This is a genomic window from Eubacterium aggregans, assembly GCF_900107815.1.
Taxonomy (GTDB): domain Bacteria; phylum Bacillota; class Clostridia; order Eubacteriales; family Eubacteriaceae; genus Eubacterium_O; species Eubacterium_O aggregans.
Genome location: NZ_FNRK01000005.1, coordinates 67625 through 92271, shown reverse-complemented (window position 1 = coordinate 92271; position 24647 = coordinate 67625). Strand labels below are relative to the sequence as shown.

Sequence of the window (24647 nt, the reverse complement as noted above, 5' to 3'; positions counted from 1 at the left end):
AAAAGACTGTCGCCCAAGGAGATGCGACAGTCTTTTCTTCTATTTCTCTGGGCCAATCTTCCCTTTTCGGAAGGCCTTGCTGTAATTTCGACACAGGCGATCCCGTCCAAGGAGCGCTTCGGTGGCGTAGATGGTTCCCATCATATCCCGGTTGGTGGGATCCATGACGGCGGCATCCATACCCGCGCTGATGGCCAGGGTCATGGCGTTGGTGTTCATGAGCTTCCGGGCAGGGACGCCGAAGGAAATATTGCTGATGGCACCTAGTACATGGATTCCTGGGAAGGCCGCTAAAATCGCCTTGATTTCTTCCGTCAGGTTGAGCATGGCGGCATTTTCAGCGGAGAGTGCCATGACGCAGGGATCGATGTACATCCGATCAACGGAGACACCGTAGGCGGCGGCGCGTTCGACCATGTCCCGGGTAATGGCTAGCTTTCGGGCTACATCCTTTGGGATACCGTCATTATCGCAGGTCAGGCCGACGACCCCCCACTGGGTATCCTTCATCAAGGGCAGAAGGACATCACATTTATCCCCCTCACCGGAAATGGAATTAATGAGGCCAGGCTTCTGGGCATAGGGCAGGCAAGCCTCGATGACTCGCGGGTCCGGGCTATCCACACACAGGGGTACATCCGTTACGTTCTGGACCACGTCCATCAGCCAGCGCAGAGCTTCAATCTCTTTGTCCGGGGAGGTACTGGCGCACACATCGACATAGTCTGCACCTGCTTCTACTTGCTTCACAGCCCGGTCTGCAATAAAATCGGCATCCCGTCTTTCGATAGCATCTTTCACGACGGGAATGGTTCCATTAATCTTTTCACCAATAATAATCATTACCAAAACTCCTCTCTCTACCAAAATCTTACAATGGTTTTAACCGTAAAAAAGCATCTGTATCTTCTATCAAAATCATAGCACTCTGGGCAAAAAGAAGTCAATTAAAAGATAGGAGAAAAAAAGCACTGATGCGGGAGTAATCCTTTTCACAAAAAGGGGACAAATACTTATAATGGAAAGCTTTTGACAAAGGGAAGGAAAGGGTCTAAGATTAAATTAGAATCAAAAGAGCGGGTACCTGAGGTGCCACAAAGAGGAGGATTTTAAAAATGTTAGATCTCGAAAAATTAACCCAGGCTGTCGGTGAATTGGAAGAGGATGATGTCAATGAACTCTTAGAGGACTTCATGGCAGAAAATCCTGACGAAGCGGCAGCACAGGATGCCGTAGCCGCATGCCAAAAGGGGATGGCAATTGTCGGGGACCTGTTTGAACAGGGTGAATATTTTGTTGGTGATTTGATCTTTGCGGGAGAACTCCTCACCAATGCCATTAACATCGTTAAACCGGCCCTGAGTACCGATGGCGATGTGGCTGGCGGAAAGCTCCTCATTGGAACGGTCCATGGCGATCTCCACGACATTGGAAAAAATATCTTTAAGAGTATGGCAGAAGCAGCCGGGCTAGAAGTTATTGATCTCGGTATTGACGTGGCTCCGGAAGTCTTTGTTGAAAAGGCAAAGGAATTTAATCCAGATATCATTGGAATGAGCGGCGTGTTAACCCTGGCCATCGACTCCATGAAGGATACCATCGATGCCTTTAAGGCTGCAGGTATCACTAAGAAATTCATCATTGGCGGCAACCCGGTAACCAAGGAAGCCTGCGAAATGGTCGGTGCCGATGCTTATACGACTAACGCAGCGGAAGGCGTTAAGATTTGCCAGAATTGGGTCGCCTAGTTATTGAAGTAAAACCAATCCCTTAAATCACTAAAAAAAGCTGGAGTGGAAAAATCCTCTCCAGCTTTTTTAGTGACCCGATAAAATTGATTAGTAATGGGTGTTGTAATAGTCCCGGAGCATTTTAAAGCAGCCCAAACAAATAATAACATACAGAATACAGGTGGGCAAAGCCATGACCACGCTGAGGGTTTGGAGCTGGGTTAAAGAGCCGCCCAAAAGCATCATGATCATGGGGATGGCAGCAATACACACCGCCCAAAAGACACAAAAGGTCTTACTGGGGCGGCCCCCCAGTTGAATCTTCCGTGAAGAGACCATGGCCATGGTGTAAGAGGCGGAATCGAAGTTTGTCGCCATGGACAGCATAGAAGTCAGCAGGATGACAAAGACGAAGATGGTCCCGGCGGGGAGCTGGAAAAAAACTTCTACCACAGTGGCTGGGCCGCCAGCGGTTTGAAGGCTCTCCAGAATATTGAAGTTGCCGAAGAGCTGGACCCCCATAAAGTAATTGCCAAAGACAGAGAAAAATACGAAGGAGCCCAGGAAGCCGTAGCCCAATCCACCAAAAATGACCTGACGAACGGTACGTCCCCCCGAGATTTTGGCGACGAAGATCCCCATGAAGATGGAGTAGCTCATCCACCAGGCCCAATAAAACACCGTCCAGTTTTCGGGATATCCGGCGCTGACCCCCACGGGGTCCAGCCAGGTACTCAGCCGGACGAATTCATCCAGCATAACACCGATGGAGGTGGTTTGCATCTTCAGAATAAAGGTGGTCGGTCCAAAGATGAATAAAAAGATGACGGTGCCCAGCATGAGATAAATATTGATATCACTTAAGATCTTAATCCCTTTATTGATCCCCTTGTAGGCGCTAATGGTAAAGATGCAGGACACGATGATAATGACGATAAACCGCAGCAGGGGCGTATCCGGGATATTGAATAATTTATTCAGGCAGGCCGAAACCAAAGGGGAGCCAATGCCCAGGGCGGTTCCAACCCCACCCAGGATACCCAGGATAAAGAAGACATTAAGGACCTGGCCCAGCCAGCCATCCACACGGTCTCCAAAGATTGGGCGGCAGGCATTGCCCACATCAAATTTCTCACTCTTTTTATTGAAATGGATGAAGGCAAAGGCCACCGCAGGAATAAGGTACAGGCTCCAGGCCGAAATCCCCCAATTGAAAATGGGGATGGTGGCGGCGTACTCAGCGGCCAGCCAGCTTTCGGGCTCAATTCCGAAGGGGGGCGCGATATAATGGCTGGCCCATTCGATGCTGCCCCAATAGATAAAGCCCGCCGCCATGGAGGCACAGAACATCATGGAGGCCCAGGAAAATTCAGAGAAGGCCTTTTTCCCTTCCCCAAGCTTAATCTTACCGTACTTGCTGCAGCCCAATGCCACACAAGCGATGATGGATAAAAAGGTCAGCCAGACGTACACAAAGCCGAGATTGCTGCTGATAATTCCATTAAGATCCGTGATTATGCCTTCGGATTTATTGGGAAACATCAGGAGCAGGGCACAAATCAAGGTAATGATGCATAAAACACTGATGACCGTACCCTTGGCAACATTGGAAAAGGGACGGAGATCATTCACTTGTTTTTTCATAATAACATCCCGTCTAAAATAAGGAAGCACTGATTACAGATTACATCAGTGTTTCCTTTCAACCATTGGATCATTTAAAATTAAAGCGTAATCGAATTACAACGATTCCCGGGTGTTCTCCTCAACAGGAACAGGATCGCCGTTTTCCCCTTTGTGTTTCTTGACATAACGCAGGGTGATCACACAGAAAACCATGGCGATAAGGGCACTGACCAACAGACAGATGAAAATATAATTATATCCTGTGTTGGCATAGTTATCAATAAAGGTTCCGAAAATTTGGGCCATAAAGCTTTCTGGAAGGAATCCAATAACGGAAAGCAGGCCGGTGGCGGCACCAAAGATATGGGCCGGAACATGGGTTTCTGTTAAAAGGGAGGACGCTACGCCGTAGGCACCGTTAGCCACAAATCCCAGCAGCAGGGTAATGATGATGGCCATTGTCAGGAAGGTCGCTGTGGTGGGGAGGATTAAATAGCCCCCAACGCAAAGGGCGGAAGCTGCCATGGCGATGAAGGTCACCTTAGAGGGAGAGCCCACTTTTTTGGCCAAACTCCCCATAAGGGGCGAGGCCACGATGGCAATGCCATAGTAGCGAATCATCCCGACGATACTGACCAGGGTCAGAGGAGCCAGGAAGACATTGGTCAGGTAGGGCGTGGTGTAATTCATGCCCATGTAGACAATCATGACAAAGAACAGGGTGGTGCTGGCCAGCCATACCCCTGGGGTCTTGAGGGCCTGAAGGAATTCGTTGACGTTGAACTTCTTATCCGGATCGGTGACGATTTCCCCCTTGAATTTAGGAATGGCAATCCAGGAAACAATGCCCAGCACCAGGATGACCACGGCCAGGAAGATGAGGGAAATCTGAACGCCGGTCCGGTAATCCGGTGTAGAATTGAATACCGAGAGGGTGGCCGCATTGATGACCAGTCCCCCTAAACCGTACAGGGCGTAACTGATCCCAACGATGAGGGGATAGTCCCTCTCTGAGCCGGAGAAGCGGAGGAGCTTATACCGACAGCCCCAGAAAATGAGGATGGTCGTCACGGCCAAAAGGGCGAAAATCAGCACCAGAATGGCGTAGGATGGCAGGAAGGAATACCAGAGCACCACGGCAGCGGTGCTGATAAACCCCCCGGCCGCCAGGGTACGGATGCGAAATTTATCGGCCACAATACCACAGGGAATGTACAAGATGGTGGCCATGATGCCATACATCCCCGTTAAGAAGCCCAGCTGGGCATTACTGACATTCAGGCCCACCAGCAAAGGCTCGTAAAATACGTTTTTTAGGTAAACCGGAACGTAAATAATCCCGCTTCCGGCACCGGATAAGAAAATCATCAGGGCGCGTTGGAATTTGCTCAGTTGTTTGTAGGTTATTTCTTCTTTATTTCTCATAATCATTCCTTTTGTCGATTCATCGACAGAGTTGAAAGAAAGCGGCAGAACCGTCCTGCACTCTGCCGCTTAACCACATTTTTAAAATCAATTGACGGGATAACCTAGAACTGATACTTCTTAGGAAGATGCTTATTCAAGAGATCCCTTTGGGTCTTCGTCATATCTGGGAGCTGATAGTTTTCGATACGTTCTTTAAAGACCTTGTAGGCCCGTTCTTCAATGGGTGGGGTTGCGGCGATGCCTTCGGGAGTGGAAGTGCCGCGGTTGAACACCGGGGTAGTCAGATAGGTTTCCTGGCGGTAATCCTTGGGTGTCCGGCCCGTTAAATAGACACCACGGGGGCCCACCTTTTTAATCAGGTCAAAGTTGGCTTTCTTTTCAGAAATCATCACACCCTGGCGCAGCCGTTTCATGTATCGCAGCATTTCTTCATCCATCATGAATTTAGGGAAGCTCAGCAGGTTGAAGTTGGACAAGTCGCCGGAGGCATGGGGCAGGATACAGCCGTTGGTTAAAGCGATGGCCAGGGCGCCCAGAGTACTCTCCACACCAGCCTGGTAGTCGAAGGTATTGCCATCGGCCAAGGAGCCACTACAGCGGATGGGAATTCGGTAGTAATCCCCCAGGGCCAGGTGTCCGAGCATAATCAGCAGGAATTCCGGTGCTCCGGTCATCAGGCGGACCTCCCGGAGGTCGGCGATGGATGAGAAGGGACTGAGAATGACAGGCAGGCCCGGGTTCTTTAACTGGATGAGTACCGCTACAGCTAGCATATTGGCAAAGTCCGAGACGATGGAGCCCATGAGGGACGGCGGTGCCGTCATAGCTGTCATGGAGCAGGTGGTAATGGTAATAGGCTGATTTTCTTCGGCGAAGGCCATGTAATGCTGGACGGCATCCCAGCCAACGGTCAGTGGCGGCAGGACGCACATACCAGAGTAGCACACATAATCGTCGAAATTATCCATGTATTGTTTAATGAGCTGGATACAGGCCCGCGCCCCTTCCTTAGCGGTGCCGCATTTGTAATTGTGGGGGGTGATACCCAGGATATTGTACATGGGCTTGGTGGAATACTTGGCCATCATGGCCATCTGGGCCAGGGCAGATTCCGTGGGGCAATCTTCAAAACCAGGAATATCCGCAGCCACCTGGCTGGAAATGCCATACACATCGCTGCTGTTGATAATCTTATAGAAATCCACTAAATCATCAGAATTTACCGGGCGGTAGGTGTGGTCCCAATCCTCCAGCTTCGGACAGCCATTGGTGGGGGCGATGATCAGATCCTTGCCGATGCCGATCTCCAGCTTACTGGAGGGCCCGACGATTTCGAAGGATTCCGGAACAGTGGACAGGGCCTTGGTGATGAGGGCTTCATCTAAAAATACGAGATCCCCATCGATCTTTGCGCCGTGTTCCCGGAAGATTTCTAAAGCTTCTTCATCTTCAAATTTGACACCGACCTCGCCACAGACCCGCAGGACGTTTTCGTGCATCAATTCGATATCTTCCTTGGAAAAGAACGTTGAAAATAAATTCCCCTTTAAAGTATTACTCATCCTCTTACTCTCCTTTTAAAAAATAGTATAGCTAGCTTTTGTATTAATATAAAAGCAATAACCGTGCCAGAATGATATGAATCTTAAAAGCCTGGATTTATGCCGTTTTAGCGGGAAATGCCTAGGATTTTGGTTATCAAAGTTGAGAATATGAACGTTGCTCAATCAAGGGTGAGAAATTATCATAGTCGAAAGAGAGTGACTGCGTTATAATGATAGAAAACCATTAACAAAAGGGGGGAGGGCTATGGAAAATCGGAAAATCATGAATAAGGCCTATCTGCATTATTTGGAATCCTTGCCGAAGGAGGTTTATATGCAGATTCTCCAAAACTGCTATGTGGAAATCACAGCGACGGACCCTGAGGGCAATGTGATTTACGCCAATCCAGCCAGTGTGCAATATCATAATATGCTGCCCGAGGAGATGACAAAATTTAATTTTGCCACATCCTTTAACGGTCTGTGGACACCGCCGTCCATCGACTATGCCAAGCAGGTCAAGCGCACCGTTTTCGTGCGCCAGCGATATTTACTGACCAATGAAGTGCATGTGACCATCACCACGCCCATTTATAATCAACACAAACAGCTTGAGATGATCCTTTTTACCTCCTTCAAGGAAAAGCCCATTACGGCCTTTGATCTGGATTGTATGCAGAAGGAATCTGACGCTCCCAAGAACCTCCACGAGAAGAACAAGGTGCATAACCATATCATCGGACGAAGCTACGTGATCTATGCGACTTTGGAGAAACTGAAACGGGGCGCGCGGTCGGATATCCCGGTACTGCTTTTGGGGGAAAGCGGTGTGGGGAAAACCCTTTTTGCCAAGTATGTCCATGACTGCAGTCCTCGGAGCGATAAGCCTTTTATCTCGGTGAACTGCGCCTCCATTCCCGATAATCTCATCGAGAGTGAGCTCTTCGGATACGTGCCCTACGCCTTTACCGGGGCCAGCCCCAAGGGAAAGAAGGGGCTCTTTGAGCTGGCTGACGGGGGCACCCTTTTTCTGGACGAAATTGGGGAGCTTCAGATGAATATTCAGGTGAAGCTTCTGGAATTTCTAGAAAGCCACCAGTTCATTTGCGTGGGTGGGTTGGAGCCCACCACCGTGGATACCCGGATTATCACGGCCACCAATAAGGATTTGGAGGAGCGGGTGAAGGAGGGCTCCTTCCGGGAGGATTTATACTGGCGGATCAACGGCATCGCCCAGACCATTCCACCCCTGCGGGAGCGGCGCAACGATATTTTTCCCATTGCCAATTTCTTTTTGGATAAGTACAATGCCAAGTATAAGAAGGACAAGGTGTTTTCCAACGAGGTGGTGGAGGCCTTCAATTATTATGACTGGCCGGGGAATGTCCGGGAGCTGCGTAACGCTGTGGAGTATATGGCGGTGCTCAGCATCGGTAATATCATCGACGACAATAAGCTGCCAGAGCAGATTCTGCGTTTCATTAATAATGGAGAGCATTTGAAGCACCAAACCATCTTTGAGGATATGGTGGAGGGCTATAAAAAGGATACAGTGGAGAAATATTATATCCTCTATCCTGAGGTCCCGGAATTTTCCGAGGCCCTGGGGGTCAGTCAGGCCACGGCCTATCGGCTCATAAAAAAATACATCAGGCCGGGGGAGGCGTGATGTATAGGGGGACGGCTGTTCGCCGCTTACCGATAGCTACTACCCAAATCCTCAAACTGCGTGTTCATCATATAGGTGTTGACAAAATCCGGGTCTGAGGCCAGCTCCACGTGGGTGGTAATGGTGGGGAGGGCGGTGCAGCGGGCTACCTCTTCCTGACTTAAGAGGAAGCGCTTGACGCCCATGCCGGCACCGTTGCCGATGGAGCGGACGGGGACGCCGGGGAAGGTGGGGAGCAGGCCCATGGCCTGGGCGTTCTGAATGTCGATATAATTGCCAAAGGCGCCGGAGATAACAATTTCAGAAAGATCCTTTCCCTGGATGCCATAACGGCTCAGAAGCAGCTCACAGCCGGTGTGGATGGCACCCTTGGCCAGCTGGATGGCACGGATATCCTTTTGGGTGATGACCATGGGGATCGTACCGCCATTTTCCTCGGCAGTTAATAGGGTGAACTGTCGCTGGCCATCCTCACAGAGGGTAATCCGATGGGCCAGGGGATGTCCCTCAAGCTTTGCACCCTTGTAGAAATTCCCCATGGGCGCCACAATTCCGGCCACCAGCAGCTGGGTAATGGCATCGATAATGCCAGAGCCGCAGAAACCCTTAGCGGGACCGCCACCAATGACCTCGCAGACAAAGCGGCCGTCCTGGTATTTGACGGCTTCAATGGCCCCGGTGGTTCCCCGCATGCCCATGGTGAGCCCGGCTCCCTCCAGGGCTGGGCCACAGGCCGTAGAGGCCACCAGATAACGGCTGCCATCTCCCACGGCGATTTCCCCGTTGGTGCCCAGGTCAATCATCAGGCGGGTGGCACCATCGGTGGGGAGCCCCAGGAGTACCGCTGTGGTATCCGCCCCCACAAATCCCCCCAGGAGCGGCAGCACCCGGTGGACGCAGCCATCAGCCACCGGCAGCCCCAGGGCGTTGTCCCGGAGGTCGATGCCGTTCTGGATGGTATTAATGAAGGGCACCCGGCCCAGCCGAGCAGGGTCCAGCTTTAGAAGCAGATTGACCATGGTGCTGTTGCCGCAGTAAGCGGCGTTATAAATCATAGAGGAGGGGATTCCCGCCTTTTCACACAGGGTGTGGATAATATCCGACAGGGTTTGGCGGATGGCATCGTGGATTTGGTTCAAATGGCCTTTGTCCACACCGGCGTATTCAATGCGGCTGATCACATCGGCGCCAAAGCTAATCTGGCCATTGAGGGCTGAAGCCTGGGCCAGGGGGAGCCCCGTGTTCATATCGAAGAGGAATCCGACGACGGAGGTTGTCCCGATGTCGAAGGCCAGACCATAAATACGGGGCGGGGTATCCCCGGCAAAGAGATCAAGGACTTCATCCCCTAGGGTGACGACATTCAGACGGGGTTTAGCGGTTTTACCGCCATCCCGCAAAAGCTGATTGAACCGTTGGATCAGGGGCCAGGATAAGGGCTTAAGGGAACGGCCAATCTCCTGGGACAGGGCACTAAAGTCAAAGCCTCCGAGGCTGGGCTGGAGGGCGTTTAGGCTCATGCTGTGAACCGCCACCGATGGATCGAAAGGGATACTTTGCAGGGCAGCGTCATCCTCCAGAATTTTATCCTTCTGGGTGCTGGGCTCCAGCAGAATGGTCATATTGTCAGATATCGGGTGTCTGCAGGCCATCACCAGGGATGTGGTTCCATCCTCCACGACGGCGATTTCGCATTTCTTGCAGGTTCCGTTCCCACCGCAAACGAGGTTGAGGGGATGGCCGACGCGCTGACAAGCCTCAGCAACGGTAATGCCCGCCTCCATAATGGATGAGAGGGATAGGTACGGAAAGTGAATTTTCATAATAGCCTCCTTGCTTCATAGCTCCATTATAGGGCACAATAAATGGGAGGACAAGTATTAACGTGAAAAAGTAAAAGCCCATCAAATCGGGGAAGAAAACGTAGACAAATCATTCCAGTGAAAAATTCCAGTAAAAAGCATAGCCCGTGGCGCTATCGGAGAGGATGATAATGAAAAAGAGTATCGTGATTGCATGTCAAACCTTACAGGACGAAATCGAAATGATTTGCCGGGACCAGGGGGTTACCCCGGAAATAAAATGGATGGATAACACCCTCCATGCCTTTCCGGAGAAGCTCAAGGCAGCCCTTCAGGAAACCATTGACACCTTAAGGGATGTGGATGAGATCCGCCTGGCCTATGGGAATTGCGGCAATGGTTTGGCGGGACTCACCGGAAATCAGGCCACCCTGGTGATTCCTGCCTTTGCCGACTGTATTGCCATGCTTTTGTGGAAACGGGAGGATATGAATACCCTCCGGACCAACACTTATTTTTTAACAAAGGGATGGCTGGATAGTGAAAAGGGTCTGGAGTGGGAGATGGCCTACAATAAAAAACGCTATGGTGAAAAACGGGCGAAGCAAATTAATCAGATTTTGTATGAAAACTATTCCGATCTCATGCTCATCCGAACCGGTGCCTATGATCCCGAATCCATTCGCAGCCGCATCGACCACCTGGCCCATGAGATGGAGATGGAGGTGGTGGAGTCCGATGGAGACCTGACCCCCTTGGAAAACCTGCTCCTGGGACGGGCGGATGATTCTTTTATTACAGTGAAGCCCGGGGAGTTTTCACCGGCGTACACCTGAGATCTGGGGAATGGCCTTATTCAAATTTTCCATCCAGAAAGGCATTGAGGATATTTTGCGGGGCATCATAGTAAAAGCTACTGTTATAGTCGTTCATTTCTCTGGTAATCATCCTGCAATTGAAAGTTTTCTTTATTATAGTACAGAGGGTGTAAAAATGCAGAGTGCTTTTCTTACATGAACCTGATTGAGCATTGGGGGAACATAGCTTTTAAACATCAAGCAACGAAGAGCAATAATTTCTAAGCAGAATCATTCATATCGGAGTGAGACTGCTTTTTTAAATTTTGAACAAAAAGCGAAGGACTGATGAATGGAAACAACGAATTGGCATAGAAATTGCTTTATTATCACCATAAGAAATCTCAAAAAATCATTCCAGAAAATGAGGTGGTATGATGATTAAATTTATCAAAACCGATTTTTCCTTCGATGAGGAAAAAATCTTTCGGCAGCTCCATTTAAAGGAAAACCGAAGTGCAACGAAGCACACCCGAATGGTGCTGCCCATGCTGACGAAACTCCTTAAGGAAAATATGGAGCTGACCACTTGCTACAGTTTGCAGGACAATGATTTTCAGGCACCACTGCCTGGAATTGGATGCTGCAGCCAAGTGGCTCTGTGCTATTGCTCCTGTACCCGGCGCATCAATGATGTGATCGACACGATGTTAAGCCAGGGGGAAATACTGGACGGATTTTTGCTCAATCACATGGCCAATGCGGTGTTTTTTGAAGCTTCCAATCAAATGAATGGGAAGCTTGCCCATGTTCTTTCAGAGCGAGGACTCCATCTGACAAAGCGTTATGCCGCCGGGGAGGGGGAAGTGCCCCTTTCTGTCCAGGCCATTATCCTGGATGCCCTTAAAACTGAGACTGAGCTGGAAGTGAATTTGACCTCGAATTATATGCTGGAACCGGAGCACTCCATGCTCTACTATTTCGGGGCCGACGCCGGCATTACCGGGCATTCCACCCGGCATGACTGTGGGGCCTGTAATTCAGAGGATTGTCCCTTTCGGGATGTGGAGGGAGATGTGGCAGAGGGCTTGATAAAAAATGCAAAACCACAGACCAGCTGGTCTGCCTTGAGGGCATTTGATCGGCTGTATCGGGGGTTTTCCAGCCACAGGGTAATTCCCTTCTTCCGGGGTGCTGTAAATGCTTGGACCTGGCCAGCTGGCGGCGGGACCATCCCTTTTGGGGGGAAGCGCTGAAGCAGAAGGCCTTGGCCCCCATCGGGATTGCCACCTGCACGACACTCGGGGGTTTTTACACAGCAACACCCCAGGGGATAACCGGGGTCACCTGGCCCGTCAGAATACCCTGCGCAACCAGACCGCTTACGATGAAAAGCAGGCGGTGCACGAGGCCATGATCACCCGTCTGAGGACCAGTATTTGCAATGCCCTGATGAATAAACGGGAGCGCTATAGGTACAAAGCGACTATGGCAGCGTCGATGTCAGATACCTGCGGCACCTGGGCCGGGTATCGGCACCCCGGCTTTTTCGGAAGCCAGAGGGGGATGATGTGGTGGATCTTTTAGCGGTGCGCCGGGCCAGGCAGCAGGGCATTGCAGTGCTGGGGGTGTATTGCGGAAAGCCAAAGGACCTGGCGGCGGAGCAGAAAATCTACGGCAGCCAGTTTATCTACACCCGGGATAAACGCCGCTTTGCGGATGTGGTTTCGGTTTATTTAAAACGTGTGATTGCGGATTAAGGAGGGAAAAAATGAAAAAAGTAATCATTGGCTGCTCGGTGCTGCGCAGAGAAATCGAAGCGGCTTTAGGAGCGCGGGAGGATTTTACCTGCATTTGGCTGGAGGACCAGCTTCACAATGTGCCGGAAACCCTGCACCAGAAGGTCCAGGCCGCCATCGATGCCGCAGTGGAAGCGGAGCGGATCTATTTGCTCTATGGCCATTGCGGCCGGGCACTGAATGGGGTGGTGGCTCGATATTGCCCCCTGGTGCTGCCCCGGGTGGAGGATTGTATCGACGTGATGCTCCATGGCAATCCAGCGGTTCCAGAGCTGCGCCGAACCTCCTACTTTGTTTCCCAGGGCTGGCTCTGGGGTGAGGAGGGCCTGGGCTACGAATACGACCGGATGAAGGCGGCCCGGGGAGAGAAGCGGGCCCTGTGCATGGTGCAGGCTATGTACCGAAATTATAAGTATATCCAATTTGTTTCAACCGGGGTGGAAACCCCGGAGGACCGGGAAAAGTGCGCCCATGTGGCAGAGACTCTGGGCCTTGAGCTGGCGGAGCTAACCGGCAGCGTTACCCTTCTCACAGATATGTTAGACGGTGCGGAGGATAATCGATTTATTGCGGTGCCGCCGGGTGGGGAGATTGTGGAGGGGATGTTTCATCGTGTGGATTAAATCCTTACCGCCCCAGCCCATACTGTTTTATCTTATACTGCAGATTCTGCCGGGAAAGACCAAGCTTTCGGGCGCTCTTACTGATGTTGTAATCACAGGCGTCTAAGGTTTCTTTTATAATAGAGCGTTCAATAATGGCCAGGGTGTCCTTTAAGCTTTGGTTTGCATCTAGGTTCGTCAGGTGCTTCGTTTGAATGTTGTGGTAGCTGCTGATCTTTTTTAGATAATCCGGAAGCAGGCTGACATCTAGGACGGTATCTCGCCGTTGGGCCATAAAGATGGCATGGGTGATGGCATGCTTAAGTTCCCGGATATTGCCGGGCCAGTTGTGTTTTTTTAAGACATTCAGGGCTTCGTCGGAGACGCGATAAAGATCCTTTCCCATGGGGATGCTTTCACTGGCGAGGAAGGATAAAACCAAATCCTCGATATCCTCCTTCCGTTCAGCCAGCCCGGGAAGGGTGATGCAAAAAACCGCCAGACGGTAATAGAGGTCAGATCGTATGCGACCTTGCTCAATAGCCTGCATAGGGTCCTGGTTCATGGCAGAAAGGATACGGGCATCCATAACTCGTTCCTTATTGCTCCCGACTTTTCGATAATGCTTGGTTTCAAGCACTCGGAGCAGTTTGGATTGAAGGCCCATGTCCATGGAGTTGATTTCATCAAGGAAGAGGGTCCCGCCCCGGGCCTCCTCCAGAAGGCCGTCAGAATTGACGGCACCAGTATAGGCACCTTTGACCGTTCCGAAAAGGGTGCTCTCCATCAAGTTTTCCGGAATAGCACTGCAGTTGATGGCGACAAAGGGCTTTTCAGACCGTTGGCTGTTGTTATGGATGCTCTGAGCAAAGAGCTCCTTCCCCGTTCCTGTGGGGCCGGCAATCAAAATAGGAGCAAGAGATTCTGCTGCAATTTTGCCATGGCGGATACATTCTTGCATAATAGAACTTTTTCCGATGATTTCTTTAAAAGTATATTGTGTTCCATTGCTATTGATGGGTTTTAAATCGGCTTGGAGTTTTTTGATAGTATTTGACATCTGTAAATAATCTGAGACATCCCGATAGATACAGAGGGCGGCCTCAACTTTTTTACTGTTATCGGATGCAAAAATGGGATAAGTACTACTGATAACATCAGCAATTTTTCCCGATGGTGTTCGATAACGGACATGCTTGTCCAGGGCTTTTTTTCCAGTTCGGAGAACATATTTTGTCATGGATTCATCAATATACTCATTGATCTCCCAATCTGTCCTTCCGATAACGTCTTCACGCTGCATGTTGTCAATGACTTCACATCCCTTGGAGTAGCAGATCGTTTTTCCCGAAATGTCGCTAATATGAATACAGACATCTTCCACAGCTTCCAGGGCGGATAGTGGGATGGCATTATGCCGCAAAGCATTCGTTACGTTTTCAAAATCCTTTTTAACTGCTGCCTTCATTATGGAACACCTCCTGAAGATATAACATTATTTTACAACGGTAAAGAAAAGAAAGCAACCCTGGGGATTGCTTTCTTTGTAGGGGATAGTGAAATAAAAGAGAGGATTAGTTGTATTTTTCTTCGATTGTATTCAGTTTCTGAAGGATAGCATCATCCAGGGGGGCCACAACATGGTTTTCTAAGATATCGTCGATTTTGGCGATAACGTCATCCATAATCGTGGATTCATCGGCGTTCACCATGGGACGATTGAAAAACTTAGGATACCAGACGCTCTTGAAATTGGATAAGGTATGCATTTCGTTGAGGTAATGTCCGCCGTGTCCCACCTGCTTGATGACGTCCATGGCCATGGTTTCTTCGCTGACCACCACACCCTTAGTGTAAGCTTCCAGCTGATCGATCATTTCGTTGGCTAGGACTACCATGGCGGGGGCCACGCTGTTGCAATGGTCCAGAACACCGATATCGTGGACGATATTGGCCTTGCTCAGGAGGGTGGAGAACAGCTCCATCTGGACTTCTGCCACAGATTGAGGGTCGACGGTCTTGGCGTCGGAACAGCCGGCGGTGCCAAAGAAGGGGAGGTGATAGTAGTCACACATTTCGGAGGCTGCGGCCACAGAAAGGTGGAATTCCGGGGCGGCGTAGGAGCCGACGGTGGTTTTCATATCGAATACCGTGGGCATGGAACCGTAGATCATGGGGGCACCGGGCTTGATGGCCTGGGTCATGACAACACCGGTCAGGATTTCTGCATTATTCTGGACCAGGGCACCGGCGATGGTGATGGGAGCGGTCCCACCCATCATGCAGTAGGGCATATATACCACGGGAATCATGTTTTCTGCGGAGATGCGCAGCTTTTCGGTGCTTTCAATGGGGTGGGTCAGGGGCGGAATCGGCTCGCAGTAGTTGAAGATGAAGGGCTTTTCTGCCAGCTTATCGTGGCCCCCAGCCACCATCGCGGCGATATCGATGATTTCCTGGAGGGATTCGATATCGTTGGTGGAGAAGTTGATGGTCTTATTGAAGTTTTTCACGGTTTCTAAGAAGGTAACCTGGGACTGGACCGCCGGGTCCACATCCCCGCACATCCCAACGGAAAGCACGAAGCTGATGTTTTTAAGGGCATCGGCAATGGTGCACATGGTTTTGATATCCGCTTTGTTAAAAATACGGGCGGTGTTGGTCTTGTAGTCCAGGTATTCCAGTTGGTCGGAGTGGGTACCGAAGTACACGTTATTCCGGCTGTCGATGACCATGCTTTCGCTGCCATCCCGGTTGTATAGGGTGAGTTCCTTGGGAATGGTATCCAGAGCCTTCTGGACAATGGCTTCTGGGATTTTAACCATTTCGCCATCCACGTCGCAGCCGTAGGCCGCCAGGGCGGATAACATTTTTTCACCGGAAATTCTCATGCCGACATCGGATAAGAGCTCCAGGCTTTTTTCATGGATCTGCTGGATCCCTTGGGAATCTAAGACGTTAAAGTTAATATTTCTTTTTTTGGTTTCCATTAAAAAATACTCCTAATTTTTATTTTTGAGGGAATACTATATTCTTCTGAGATTAAATCCGTTCACGGTATTTGGCAGGAATGTAGGGGTCCAGCATGGCGGCCTGTTCCGCAGTAATTTCCGGTGGGGTGTAGGAGGCCAGACGTTCATCTACAGATTTTTTGAGGGTACTGGTCAGGGCAGGATTGCCGTTTTGCTGCCATTGCCCTGGGTCCCCTTTATTGAAGTGCTTGGGTGCAAAGAATTCCTGGCGGAAGAGCTTGGGGGTACGGCCACGAAGGTAATTTCCCCGGGGGCCGACCTTTTCAATAAGCTTGTAGCTCAGGGTCTCATCATCCACGCGAATGCCCTCCTGCATCCGGCGGTGCATCCGGTAGACATCCTCGTCCAGCAGGAATTTTTCGAAGCTGGTGATGTTGAAGCTTCCCATGATGCCACAGGCATGCAGCACCAGGTCGGGCTTGATTTCTAGGGTGGAGCGGATCATCATATCCGATTCGTAACCGGCTTGGGCATCCAGATCCTTGGCGTCGCTTAAGCCGCCGCAGGTACGGAATGGCACCTGGTAGAAATCTGCCAGGCCCCGGGTGGCATAGCCGATGAGGGCGGTTTCCGGAGCGCCGATGCTGAGCTGGATCTCCCGGAGGTTGGTAGAGGCCGAGGTTTGGCCATAAACCACAGGGATACCTGGACGAGTGAGCTGGGCCATGACCATCCCTGCCACGATTTCAGCATTGGTCATGGCCACTAGGCCGGCAATGGAAGGGGGACCGGTGAGGACTGGCATGGCACAGGGCGAGAACCAGAGGGGCTGATTCATTTCTGCGGCCACCAAGAATTTCACCAAGGGGTCGTGATCGTAGCACAGCGGAGATAAGGAATTCACATGAACAATATTATTGTAGACATCGCTGCGGCCTTCAAATTGATTAATGAGCTCCAATCCTTTTTTGAAGGGCTCCCGGATGTCCCCCTGGAGGGGGAAGGTGTTGGGCATCAGATGAATGCCGGTTTTATGGGAATATTTCAGGAGCATGGCAACGGGACTGTAGACCCGTTCGTCCAGGCTGAGCTTTTTATCATTCAGGAAGATATTGAAATAGTTGGCGTCGATGACGTCGCTGGTATCGGAGAGCTTGAAGAGATCCACCGTTTCGTCGTTGGTCATCTTGTGGATTTGACCGTCTTCAAGACGATAGATGCTGCCCACGGCAGGCATGAGAACCAGACTTCCGCCGCCAAAGGTATGGTTACCCTTGGAATTTTCCACTGTGAAGCTTGGGGGAATGGTGGACAGAGCAGCCATTACCATTTTTTCGTCCATAAAGACGGTGGTAGCGTCCACACGGGCACCGTGCTGCTTAAATATTTCGAGGACCTCTTCATTCTCAAAATTGACACCGACATCTGCTAGGATCTTCAGTGAGGTTTCGTGGATCTTTTGGATGTCTGCTTTCGAAATATAATGTTCATATAATTCCATAATGACTCCTCTTTTATTTGACTTTAATTATGAATGGGTTTAGTATACCCTTAGATATGGCCGTAGTAGTCGCGGTGGGCGATGCAGGACCAGGCGTAATCCAGAAGGGTTCCCCAGCTGAACACAGGTAAATCCACGGCACGCTGGATGGCCCGGGCAAAGGGCTGCATGCCGGTGCATTCCAACATGATGGCTTTAATATCCGGATGTTTGGCAATGAATTCCTTGGTAATACGAATCATGTCCTTTTCAGATTCATCGTAGTAGCTTTCTGGGATTTCTGGACGCTTTTCATGATCCCAAAGGGTATCAAACTGTGGGCATCCATATTCATCCTGGGCACCGGCAATGTAGAAGTTGCTCTTTAAGTCGATGCCGACCTTTTCCAGATGGGTGTCTGTCAGGAAGCGCTTCTGGGCACAGATAATGCCGACGGCATTGGTGGGTCCGATGAGCTGCTGGATGAAGGGAACCTGGAGCAGGCTGGACATGAATACGGGAATATCCACTGCAGCAGCTACATCTTGTTGGAAGTAAGCGAAATAGCCACATTCAGCAGCGATGGCCCGGCAGCCCATGCGTTCTAAATTCTTAGCGGCCTGAACGATGGGGGCGCGGCAGGGGGTTTTGTCCTGCTCCCATACCAGGGTGTAGTTATCCACGCCCTTGGCGATTTCATATTGGATGGGGAAGCCCCAGGCACTAGCGTTGCGAACATCCCCAGGGAATCCTGGATAGGCATCATCCAGCACCATAATCCCGATCCCCATGCCGTAGCAGGTATGGTTCTTCCGGGTGGTCATGTAATTGATGTTTAAATCTCTTTGCATAATATTATCCTCCACGTGTGATGAATTTTGACTAAGTAGTAAAGCAAATTTCATGCCAGAGAAATATAAATTTACAGGAAATAGCAAGGAAAATCCGAGTGTTATATTTGGAAGGGTGTTGTTTCAATAATATATTTGAAAACATTGTATCAGAGGCGATAGAAAAAGTGAATAGAATTGAAAATTAAGGAAAAATTTCAATAATAAATGGATGGAGACATAAAAAAAGCAAAGAAGTCTTGGTGAAAAGTAGATTTTGTATCGAAAAGAGTGCAAAAAAAAAGACATGCAAAATATTGGTCAGTATGGATAAAGAATAGATGAAAACGGGAGTCGTAAATGTTTTCTTGTTTTATGTGACAAAAAAATTTGCATATTGAATAAGGAAAAATGTCTGAATTTGGAATGAAAACGGGGTAAATCCTATCAAAGACGCGTTGGCATAGAAATTGCTTTTAATAAAGAACAAACACATCTGGCAATTCTTCTTGGAGAGAGGGTGCTGGAAATAAGAAAGTAGAGGAGCGAATATGTCAAAGAAACTGCGTTATATTCCGATTGCGATTCCGTTGGTCATCATGGGGTTCGTATTAGTCATGGGGGTTATAAACCCTGATTTTATTACGATTATGACAGATTTCTTTTTGGCTTTGATGGGGGGAGGGGGCTGGCTCGTGGCCCTCGGGATTGTTCTGTTCCTGGGTTTTTTGGTTTTCCTTTATATCCATCCCATTGGAAAAACAAAGTTTGGCGGACCTAAGGCATTACCGAAGTATAGCACCTGGAACTGGTGGGCCATTTCCCTTTGTGCTGGAATTGGAACAGGGATTGTTTTTTGGGGGGCAGTGGAACCCCTTACCATTTCCTTTGCACCACCGACATCCATGGGGTTAGAACCCGGAAGCTATGAGGCCATTATATGGGCAATGGCAAAATCTTTCCAGCATTGGGCTTTCCAACCCTATTCCATTTATGCAGTGGCGGCCATTTGCTGTGGATACGCCTATTGGAACATGGGCAAGGATTATGCCACAAGTTCAGGGTTAGTTTATTGGAATAATGGGAAGAATCTTAATAGCAAGCTCAATGATGTTTTGGATGGGATCATCCTATTTGGTATCGTCGGCGGGGTTGCCGGATCCTTGGGTTATGGATTAATGCAAATCGGTGCGGGGTTGAATTTTGTTATCCCGAGTATTGAATCCGGCCCAATGGTGTGGACAATTATTGCGGTGCTTATCATTATATCCTATACAATTTCCAGTGCCACGGGACTGGATAAAGGAATCCAATGGCTTTCCGATAAAAATGCATGGATCTTTATCATATTGATGATATTTGTATTTTGCTGTGGGCCAATGCAATATATCTGTAATCTCTTCACAGAAGCATCCGGTTACTACATTAACAATATAATTTCCCTGACGACATTCACAGAACCTGTGGTTACTGCCATTAGCGATTCAGAGATGTGGCCCCAATGGTGGGATCTGTATTGGATGACCGACTGGATGGCTTTTGGACCCATCGTTGGATTGTTCCTGGTTAAAATGTCCTATGGGCGGACCATTCGGGAATTTATTACCGTCAACGTTGTCCTGCCCTCTGTATTTGGAATGATTTGGTTCTCAATTTTTGGTGGTTTTGCCCTGAATATCCAGTTGACGGGTGCCTTCGATTTAATGGCATTCTACAATGAGAGTGGTGCAGAAGCGTTTATGATGAAGCTTTTCGAGTTCCTTCCAGGTACAGATATTATCCGAGTCATCATGCTGGTATTGATCTCACTCTCCTTCATTACCTTGGCGGATTCCATGACATCGACAATTTCCCAGATGTCTTTAAAGAACCAAACCTCAGATGTAAAAGAAGCCCCCTTAGCCATTAAAGTATTCTGGGGTGTCTTGATTGGGGCCGTGTCCGTACTCTTCGTTTGTAGTGGTGGGATTGAAGGGATCAAAATCGTCAAAACCATTGCTGGTTTCCCAATTTTGTTTATCCAGATTGCCATGATTATCGGATTCCTGCGTTATTTCCTCAAAGGGAAGAATAAAAATGATGAGATTACCTATGCTGATGATTTGGAACGTCAGCTGGTGATGTCTGAAAAAGAGGCCCAAGAAGAAATAGCATCCGGAAAAGACAAAAAGAAATGGTTCGATTTTCAAAAAAGCGAAGCAGAGCGCCGCTATGAAAGAGAACAAAAGGCCAAGAAGGAAAAGGCTGCTGGTCAGGATGATGAGTCCCATTAGCTGAAAAAAACAGGCTGAAGCCTAGGCTATAAAAATACCGCTATCTTCATAAAAAAAGAAGATAGCGGTATTTTTTATGAGGTTTTGGATTTGAGTACCGTATAAGGTGACAATTAAATTGGCAGATGCAAAAAGATGTGCAGGGAAAGGCGTAGGAAAAAACGCCTGATCCTGCTTGGAAGGGGCTTTCAAAGAATTTGTCCTAAGGTCTGCAAAAAAATGGGCGGATATTCCGCTTTGTAGAATTTAACCCATGGAACGGAAGACCTTGAAAATGGCCTCTAAAGGGATATATCCACTCTTTTAGCGTAACTGCTTAGAATTGGCACGGTCCTTGCTTTATATACAGCCAAGAAGTTAAATTAATCTTTTATGATCAAAGGAGAACGAAAATAATGGCAGACATGAGTTATTTGAAGGACAAACCAATTGCAGTGTTAGGGGCTGGTGCCGTCGGCAAGGCCATCGCAGGAGACTGTGCCTTAGGTGGTGCAAAGGTTCGTATTTGTGATATGGAACCCTTTGCTAAAAAGACCCTGGCCAATGTTGAACGCGTCGGGATTAAATTCTACGGCGATCAGGTGAACCTCTACGGCTTTGAACGGGAAGGCTTCGCAAAAATGGATAAGGTCACCACGGATGTGGCAGAAGCCGTGAAGGGTGCTGGGATTATCGTCGTGGCCACCCCCACCTTCGGACACAAGCCCTTCTTTGAAAAGCTGATTCCCTGTCTGGAAGATGGTCAGGTCATCCACATTTTCCCGGATAACTACGGAACCCTGCTCCTGCGCAAGATGATGCGTGAAGCGGGCTGTACCGCTAAGGTTATCATCGGGGGCTGGTCCAGCTCGACCTACGGCAGCCGTGTGGAAATGCCTGGTGGTGTCATCACCCATAAGATCCGGGTCTACTACCGGGCCATCACCCTTCGTGGAGCCGCAATGCCCGCCTGTGACACCGAAGCCTTCATCGAAAGCTCCAAATACCTGCCCTCCATGGACGCCGTAACCTTCGGCGACGGCGCAGTGGCTGGGGATACTGTACTGGATACCGGCTTCTCTAATGTTAACCCGGTGCTCCACTGCCCTGGTGCCATTCTTGGTGTATCCACCATGGAAAACTTTGGGACCATCTTTGGGGAAGACAAATACAAATTCTCCATTTACTCCCACGCGTACTGCCCCTCCATCTCCCAGGTTCAGTACACCTTCTATCAGGAAGAATGCACCCTGGCCGATACCCTGGGTGTTGGCATCCAGCCCTATGAAAAGGAACACTTCTTCTCCCGGGAAAATGTTTTAGGTCAGGAATACATGGGTCTTGACTACCTCATTCCCTTCGACAAGCAGGATCCCATCCAGTACGGCACCGGCCCCTTCGACATGAACAATCGCTACATCACTGAAGATATTCCGGTAGGCTGCTACGTATACCAGCAGTTAGGTGATATCTTTGGCGTCGACACCCCAGTGGTGGACTCCATGATTTACCTGGCAAACGCCATCCATGGCAAAAACCTTACTGAAAATGGGTATACCTTAGAATATCTCGGCATCGACGGTATGTCCAAGGAAGACTTGAACACCTACCTCAGAACCGGTGAATTAAACTAAGTTTACATAAAAGGAGCAGATCAATGGCAAGAAAAAGCATCATCAAATTAAGAGAAATGAAGGCCGCAGGCGAAAAGGTCGTCTACATCACCGGCTACGATTATTTAACCGCAAAATACGAAGAACGGGCCGGGGTCGATATGATCCTGGTAGGGGATTCCCTGGGAATGGTTTCCCTGGGTTACGATACCACCTACCCCGTCACCATGGACGATATGATTTCTCACGCTCAGTCCGTACGCCGGGGAGCCCCCAACACCTTTGTAGTAGGGGATATGCCCTTCATGTCCTACCAGGTTTCCAATGAAGAAGCCGTTATGAATGCCGGCCGTTTCGTGAAGGAAGCCGACTGCGATGCCATCAAGCTTGAAGGGGGCACCGACAGCGTCTGTGACCGCATCCATGCGATTTCAGAAGTGGGGATTCTGGTCATGGGCCATATTGGACTGACCCCCCAGTTTGCCGCACAAATGGGCGGCTACCGTGCCCAGGGCAAGAATGCTGACGCCGCCTTGGCCCTCATCGATCAGGCCAAACGCATTGAAGCCGCCGGAGCTGCTTTTATCCTGGTGGAAGGCGTGCCAGCAGCCGTTGGCCAGGCCATCGTCGATGAACTGACCATTCCGGTTTATGGCATCGGCGCAGGGAGCTACACCGATGGACAGCTCATTATCTATGCGGATATGGTGGGCTACTACGATGATTTCACACCGAAGTTTGTTGAAAAATACGCCAATGTTGGCGCTGAATTGTTAAAGGGATTCACTACCTACACTGAGGAAGTCCGAAATGGGAACTTCCCCAACAACGATAAGCACGCCTATACCATGTCCGAAGAAGAGGTTTCGGCACTACAGGCAGCACTGAAAAAGTAAGGTTTGAAAGGGGTAATACTATGGCTGATTTAAATCAATTGGGTGAATTTGTTGTCGATGGCAATGAAGAAGCCGTTCAAAATGCCGTTAATAAGGCATTGGAAGAGAAGGTCGATCCGGTATCCATCATCAACGATGGTCTGCTGGCGGGGATGAACATCGTCGGCGAAGAGTTTAAAAATGGGGAAATGTACGTTCCGGAAGTGCTCATGGCGGCTCGGGCCATGAATGCTGGGATGGACATCGTCAAGCCCCTCATTGCCGATACGGATATGCCGACCCTGGGGACCATTGTCATTGGGACGGTGAAGGGTGACCTCCACGATATTGGGAAGAACCTGGTCGTGATGATGTTAGAAAGCGCTGGCTTTAAGATTGTGGATGTCGGTGTGGATGCTTCCCCCGAGGATTTCGTGGCAGCGGCTGTGGATAACAACGCGGATATCGTGGCCATGTCTGCCATGCTGACTACCACCATGCAGATGATGGACAAGGTTGTGGCGGCCTGTAAAGACGCCGGAGTTGACGCGCAGTACCTCATTGGCGGCGCACCGGTATCCACCATCTTCAGCGAAAAGATTGGGGCTGTTTACGCCGCAGATGCTTCTGCTGCTGTTGAAAATGCCAAGGAATTAGTCGGCTAGTCCCCCTAGCGGTTTGATGCAAAAAGATGAATCATAGCCCTCTGATTTCGGAGCATTCCGATGGGAGGGCTTTTTAAAAAGGGGAGGTCAGTGGGTGTCAAAGGGGATTTGGGCGGCGGTTTCCGCGGCATTGACAGCAGGCCTGCTGCCGGTTTTTACCAAGGTGATGATGAACCACGGGGTGACCGATGTTGAGGTGATGGTGGTGCGTTATCTTGGGGTATTCTTATTTGCTGGAATCGGTCTGATGCTCAGAGGACAGGGACTTCGCATTACGGGCCGGCAGTTTGTTACCCTGGTGTTATTAACGGTGTTCGGTTATGCCGGGGCCTGCTATCTGCTGGCGGCAGCCTTGAATTTTTTGCCGGTGGGCATGGCGACCATGCTGTATTTTACCTACCCCCTGTTCACCATGCTGATCATGACCCTGGTGTTCCGGGAAAAGCCAACGGGCCGGAAGCTGGTCGCTTTGGCCCTGGCCATTCTGGGCATCGCCGCTCTTATGGGTTTTGATTTTTCGGTATTTAATATTGGCAGCGTGCTGGCCCTTGGGGCCGGGCTGACCTACGGCATCTACCTGGTGGGCATTCAGAAAAGCTGTGTCTGCCAGCTGGATAATATGGTCATCACCTTCTATTTAGCTGGGATTTCCTGGCCCCTGTTCTTAATCCAGGGATGGGGCACGGGGGTGGAGCACTTTATGGCCCTGACACCCACCGCCTGGGGGGTGGGCATGGTCATGGGGCTGATTACCGTCTTTGTGCTGGTGGTGGTGGCCTATGCCACCAAATCCATCGGATCAACCCGGACATCACTGATTATTGCCTTTGAGGCAGTGGTTTCCCTGGTCCTGGGAATCCTGATCTTTGGGGAAGCCTGGACGGGCTTCACCGTTGTTGGCTCGGTCCTTATGTTGGGGGCCGTTATCCTGGTGACTCGGGAGAAGGCATAGTATTTTTACAA

General features: G+C 49.8%; 21 protein-coding genes. 12 read left to right on the top strand and 9 right to left on the bottom strand.

Going from position 1 to position 24647, the window contains the following annotated elements:
* Positions 1 to 39: 39 nt before the first annotated feature.
* Positions 40 to 843, bottom strand: coding sequence for a methyltetrahydrofolate cobalamin methyltransferase (locus tag BLW33_RS04335; RefSeq protein WP_090305607.1), 804 nt, complete (start codon positions 841 to 843; stop codon positions 40 to 42).
* A 272-nt stretch (positions 844 to 1115) separates the two neighbouring features.
* On the opposite strand from BLW33_RS04335, the gene BLW33_RS04330 reads away from it, so the two are divergent.
* Positions 1116 to 1748 (top strand): cobalamin B12-binding domain-containing protein, encoded by a 633-nt coding sequence (locus BLW33_RS04330; protein ID WP_090305604.1) that lies wholly within the window; start codon positions 1116 to 1118, stop codon positions 1746 to 1748.
* Between the two features lie 90 nt (positions 1749 to 1838).
* On the opposite strand, the gene BLW33_RS04325 is transcribed toward BLW33_RS04330, so the two are convergent.
* The 3 genes from BLW33_RS04325 to BLW33_RS04315 form a co-directional block, all read right to left on the bottom strand.
* Positions 1839 to 3374: a BCCT family transporter gene (locus tag BLW33_RS04325; protein ID WP_090305601.1), complete on the bottom strand. Its 1536-nt coding sequence runs from the start codon at positions 3372 to 3374 to the stop codon at positions 1839 to 1841.
* 96 nt (positions 3375 to 3470) lie between these two features.
* A complete protein-coding gene (locus tag BLW33_RS04320) occupies positions 3471 to 4781 on the bottom strand; it encodes an MFS transporter (protein ID WP_176966624.1) in 1311 nt (436 codons plus the stop codon).
* A 104-nt stretch (positions 4782 to 4885) separates the two neighbouring features.
* Complete coding sequence (locus tag BLW33_RS04315; protein WP_090305595.1) at positions 4886 to 6346, bottom strand: trimethylamine methyltransferase family protein; 1461 nt, start codon at positions 6344 to 6346, stop codon at positions 4886 to 4888.
* Between the two features lie 247 nt (positions 6347 to 6593).
* Between BLW33_RS04315 and BLW33_RS04310 the strand changes: the two genes are divergently transcribed.
* Entirely contained in the window at positions 6594 to 7997 is a 1404-nt protein-coding gene (locus BLW33_RS04310; protein WP_090305593.1) for a sigma-54 interaction domain-containing protein, read from the top strand.
* Positions 7998 to 8023: 26 nt separating this feature from the next.
* Here BLW33_RS04310 and BLW33_RS04305 read toward each other — a convergent pair whose 3' ends face one another.
* Positions 8024 to 9820, bottom strand: coding sequence for an ASKHA domain-containing protein (locus tag BLW33_RS04305; RefSeq protein ID WP_090305590.1), 1797 nt, complete (start codon positions 9818 to 9820; stop codon positions 8024 to 8026).
* Positions 9821 to 9990: 170 nt separating this feature from the next.
* Here BLW33_RS04305 and BLW33_RS04300 point away from each other — a divergent pair, with 170 nt between their 5' ends.
* The 5 genes from BLW33_RS04300 (at position 9991) to BLW33_RS04280 (ending at position 13018) form a co-directional block, all read left to right on the top strand.
* On the top strand, positions 9991 to 10635 hold the full coding sequence (locus tag BLW33_RS04300; RefSeq protein ID WP_176966623.1) for a DUF1638 domain-containing protein: 645 nt from the start codon (positions 9991 to 9993) through the stop codon (positions 10633 to 10635).
* 395 nt (positions 10636 to 11030) lie between these two features.
* Positions 11031 to 11852, top strand: coding sequence for a hypothetical protein (locus BLW33_RS04295; protein ID WP_143032586.1), 822 nt, complete (start codon positions 11031 to 11033; stop codon positions 11850 to 11852).
* Positions 11797 to 12183 carry a hypothetical protein gene (locus tag BLW33_RS04290; protein WP_143032585.1) on the top strand — a complete coding sequence of 129 codons (387 nt, stop codon included), beginning with the start codon at positions 11797 to 11799 and terminating at the stop codon, positions 12181 to 12183. The genes BLW33_RS04295 and BLW33_RS04290 overlap by 56 nt, the downstream gene beginning before the upstream one ends.
* Positions 12168 to 12356 carry a hypothetical protein gene (locus BLW33_RS04285; protein ID WP_090305577.1) on the top strand — a complete coding sequence of 63 codons (189 nt, stop codon included), beginning with the start codon at positions 12168 to 12170 and terminating at the stop codon, positions 12354 to 12356. The genes BLW33_RS04290 and BLW33_RS04285 overlap by 16 nt, the downstream gene beginning before the upstream one ends.
* An 11-nt stretch (positions 12357 to 12367) precedes the next feature.
* The gene (locus BLW33_RS04280; protein ID WP_090305574.1) at positions 12368 to 13018 is read left to right on the top strand and encodes a DUF1638 domain-containing protein; all 651 of its coding nucleotides are present in this window, start codon (positions 12368 to 12370) and stop codon (positions 13016 to 13018) included.
* Between the two features lie 4 nt (positions 13019 to 13022).
* Here the strand turns inward: BLW33_RS04280 and BLW33_RS04275 are convergent, their stop codons facing one another.
* From BLW33_RS04275 to BLW33_RS04260, 4 genes are all read right to left on the bottom strand, one after another.
* Positions 13023 to 14465 (bottom strand): sigma-54 interaction domain-containing protein, encoded by a 1443-nt coding sequence (locus BLW33_RS04275; RefSeq protein ID WP_090305572.1) that lies wholly within the window; start codon positions 14463 to 14465, stop codon positions 13023 to 13025.
* 106 nt (positions 14466 to 14571) lie between these two features.
* Complete coding sequence (locus BLW33_RS04270) at positions 14572 to 15987, bottom strand: trimethylamine methyltransferase family protein (protein WP_090305568.1); 1416 nt, start codon at positions 15985 to 15987, stop codon at positions 14572 to 14574.
* 52 nt (positions 15988 to 16039) lie between these two features.
* On the bottom strand, positions 16040 to 17470 hold the full coding sequence (locus tag BLW33_RS04265; protein WP_090305566.1) for a trimethylamine methyltransferase family protein: 1431 nt from the start codon (positions 17468 to 17470) through the stop codon (positions 16040 to 16042).
* Positions 17471 to 17520: 50 nt separating this feature from the next.
* Positions 17521 to 18300 carry an aspartate/glutamate racemase family protein gene (locus BLW33_RS04260; protein WP_090305564.1) on the bottom strand — a complete coding sequence of 260 codons (780 nt, stop codon included), beginning with the start codon at positions 18298 to 18300 and terminating at the stop codon, positions 17521 to 17523.
* A 530-nt stretch (positions 18301 to 18830) separates the two neighbouring features.
* Here BLW33_RS04260 and BLW33_RS04255 point away from each other — a divergent pair.
* The 5 genes from BLW33_RS04255 (at position 18831) to BLW33_RS04235 (ending at position 24636) form a co-directional block, all read left to right on the top strand.
* Complete coding sequence (locus BLW33_RS04255) at positions 18831 to 20552, top strand: BCCT family transporter (protein WP_090305555.1); 1722 nt, start codon at positions 18831 to 18833, stop codon at positions 20550 to 20552.
* Between the two features lie 395 nt (positions 20553 to 20947).
* A complete protein-coding gene (locus tag BLW33_RS04250; RefSeq protein ID WP_090305553.1) occupies positions 20948 to 22165 on the top strand; it encodes an NAD/NADP octopine/nopaline dehydrogenase family protein in 1218 nt (405 codons plus the stop codon).
* A 23-nt stretch (positions 22166 to 22188) separates the two neighbouring features.
* The gene (panB, locus tag BLW33_RS04245) at positions 22189 to 23040 is read left to right on the top strand and encodes a 3-methyl-2-oxobutanoate hydroxymethyltransferase (protein ID WP_090305550.1); all 852 of its coding nucleotides are present in this window, start codon (positions 22189 to 22191) and stop codon (positions 23038 to 23040) included.
* Between the two features lie 20 nt (positions 23041 to 23060).
* Positions 23061 to 23684, top strand: a complete 624-nt coding sequence (locus BLW33_RS04240; protein ID WP_090305547.1) for a cobalamin-dependent protein — start codon at positions 23061 to 23063, stop codon at positions 23682 to 23684.
* Between the two features lie 94 nt (positions 23685 to 23778).
* Positions 23779 to 24636, top strand: a complete 858-nt coding sequence (locus BLW33_RS04235) for a DMT family transporter (RefSeq protein ID WP_090305544.1) — start codon at positions 23779 to 23781, stop codon at positions 24634 to 24636.
* Positions 24637 to 24647 lie beyond the last annotated feature (11 nt).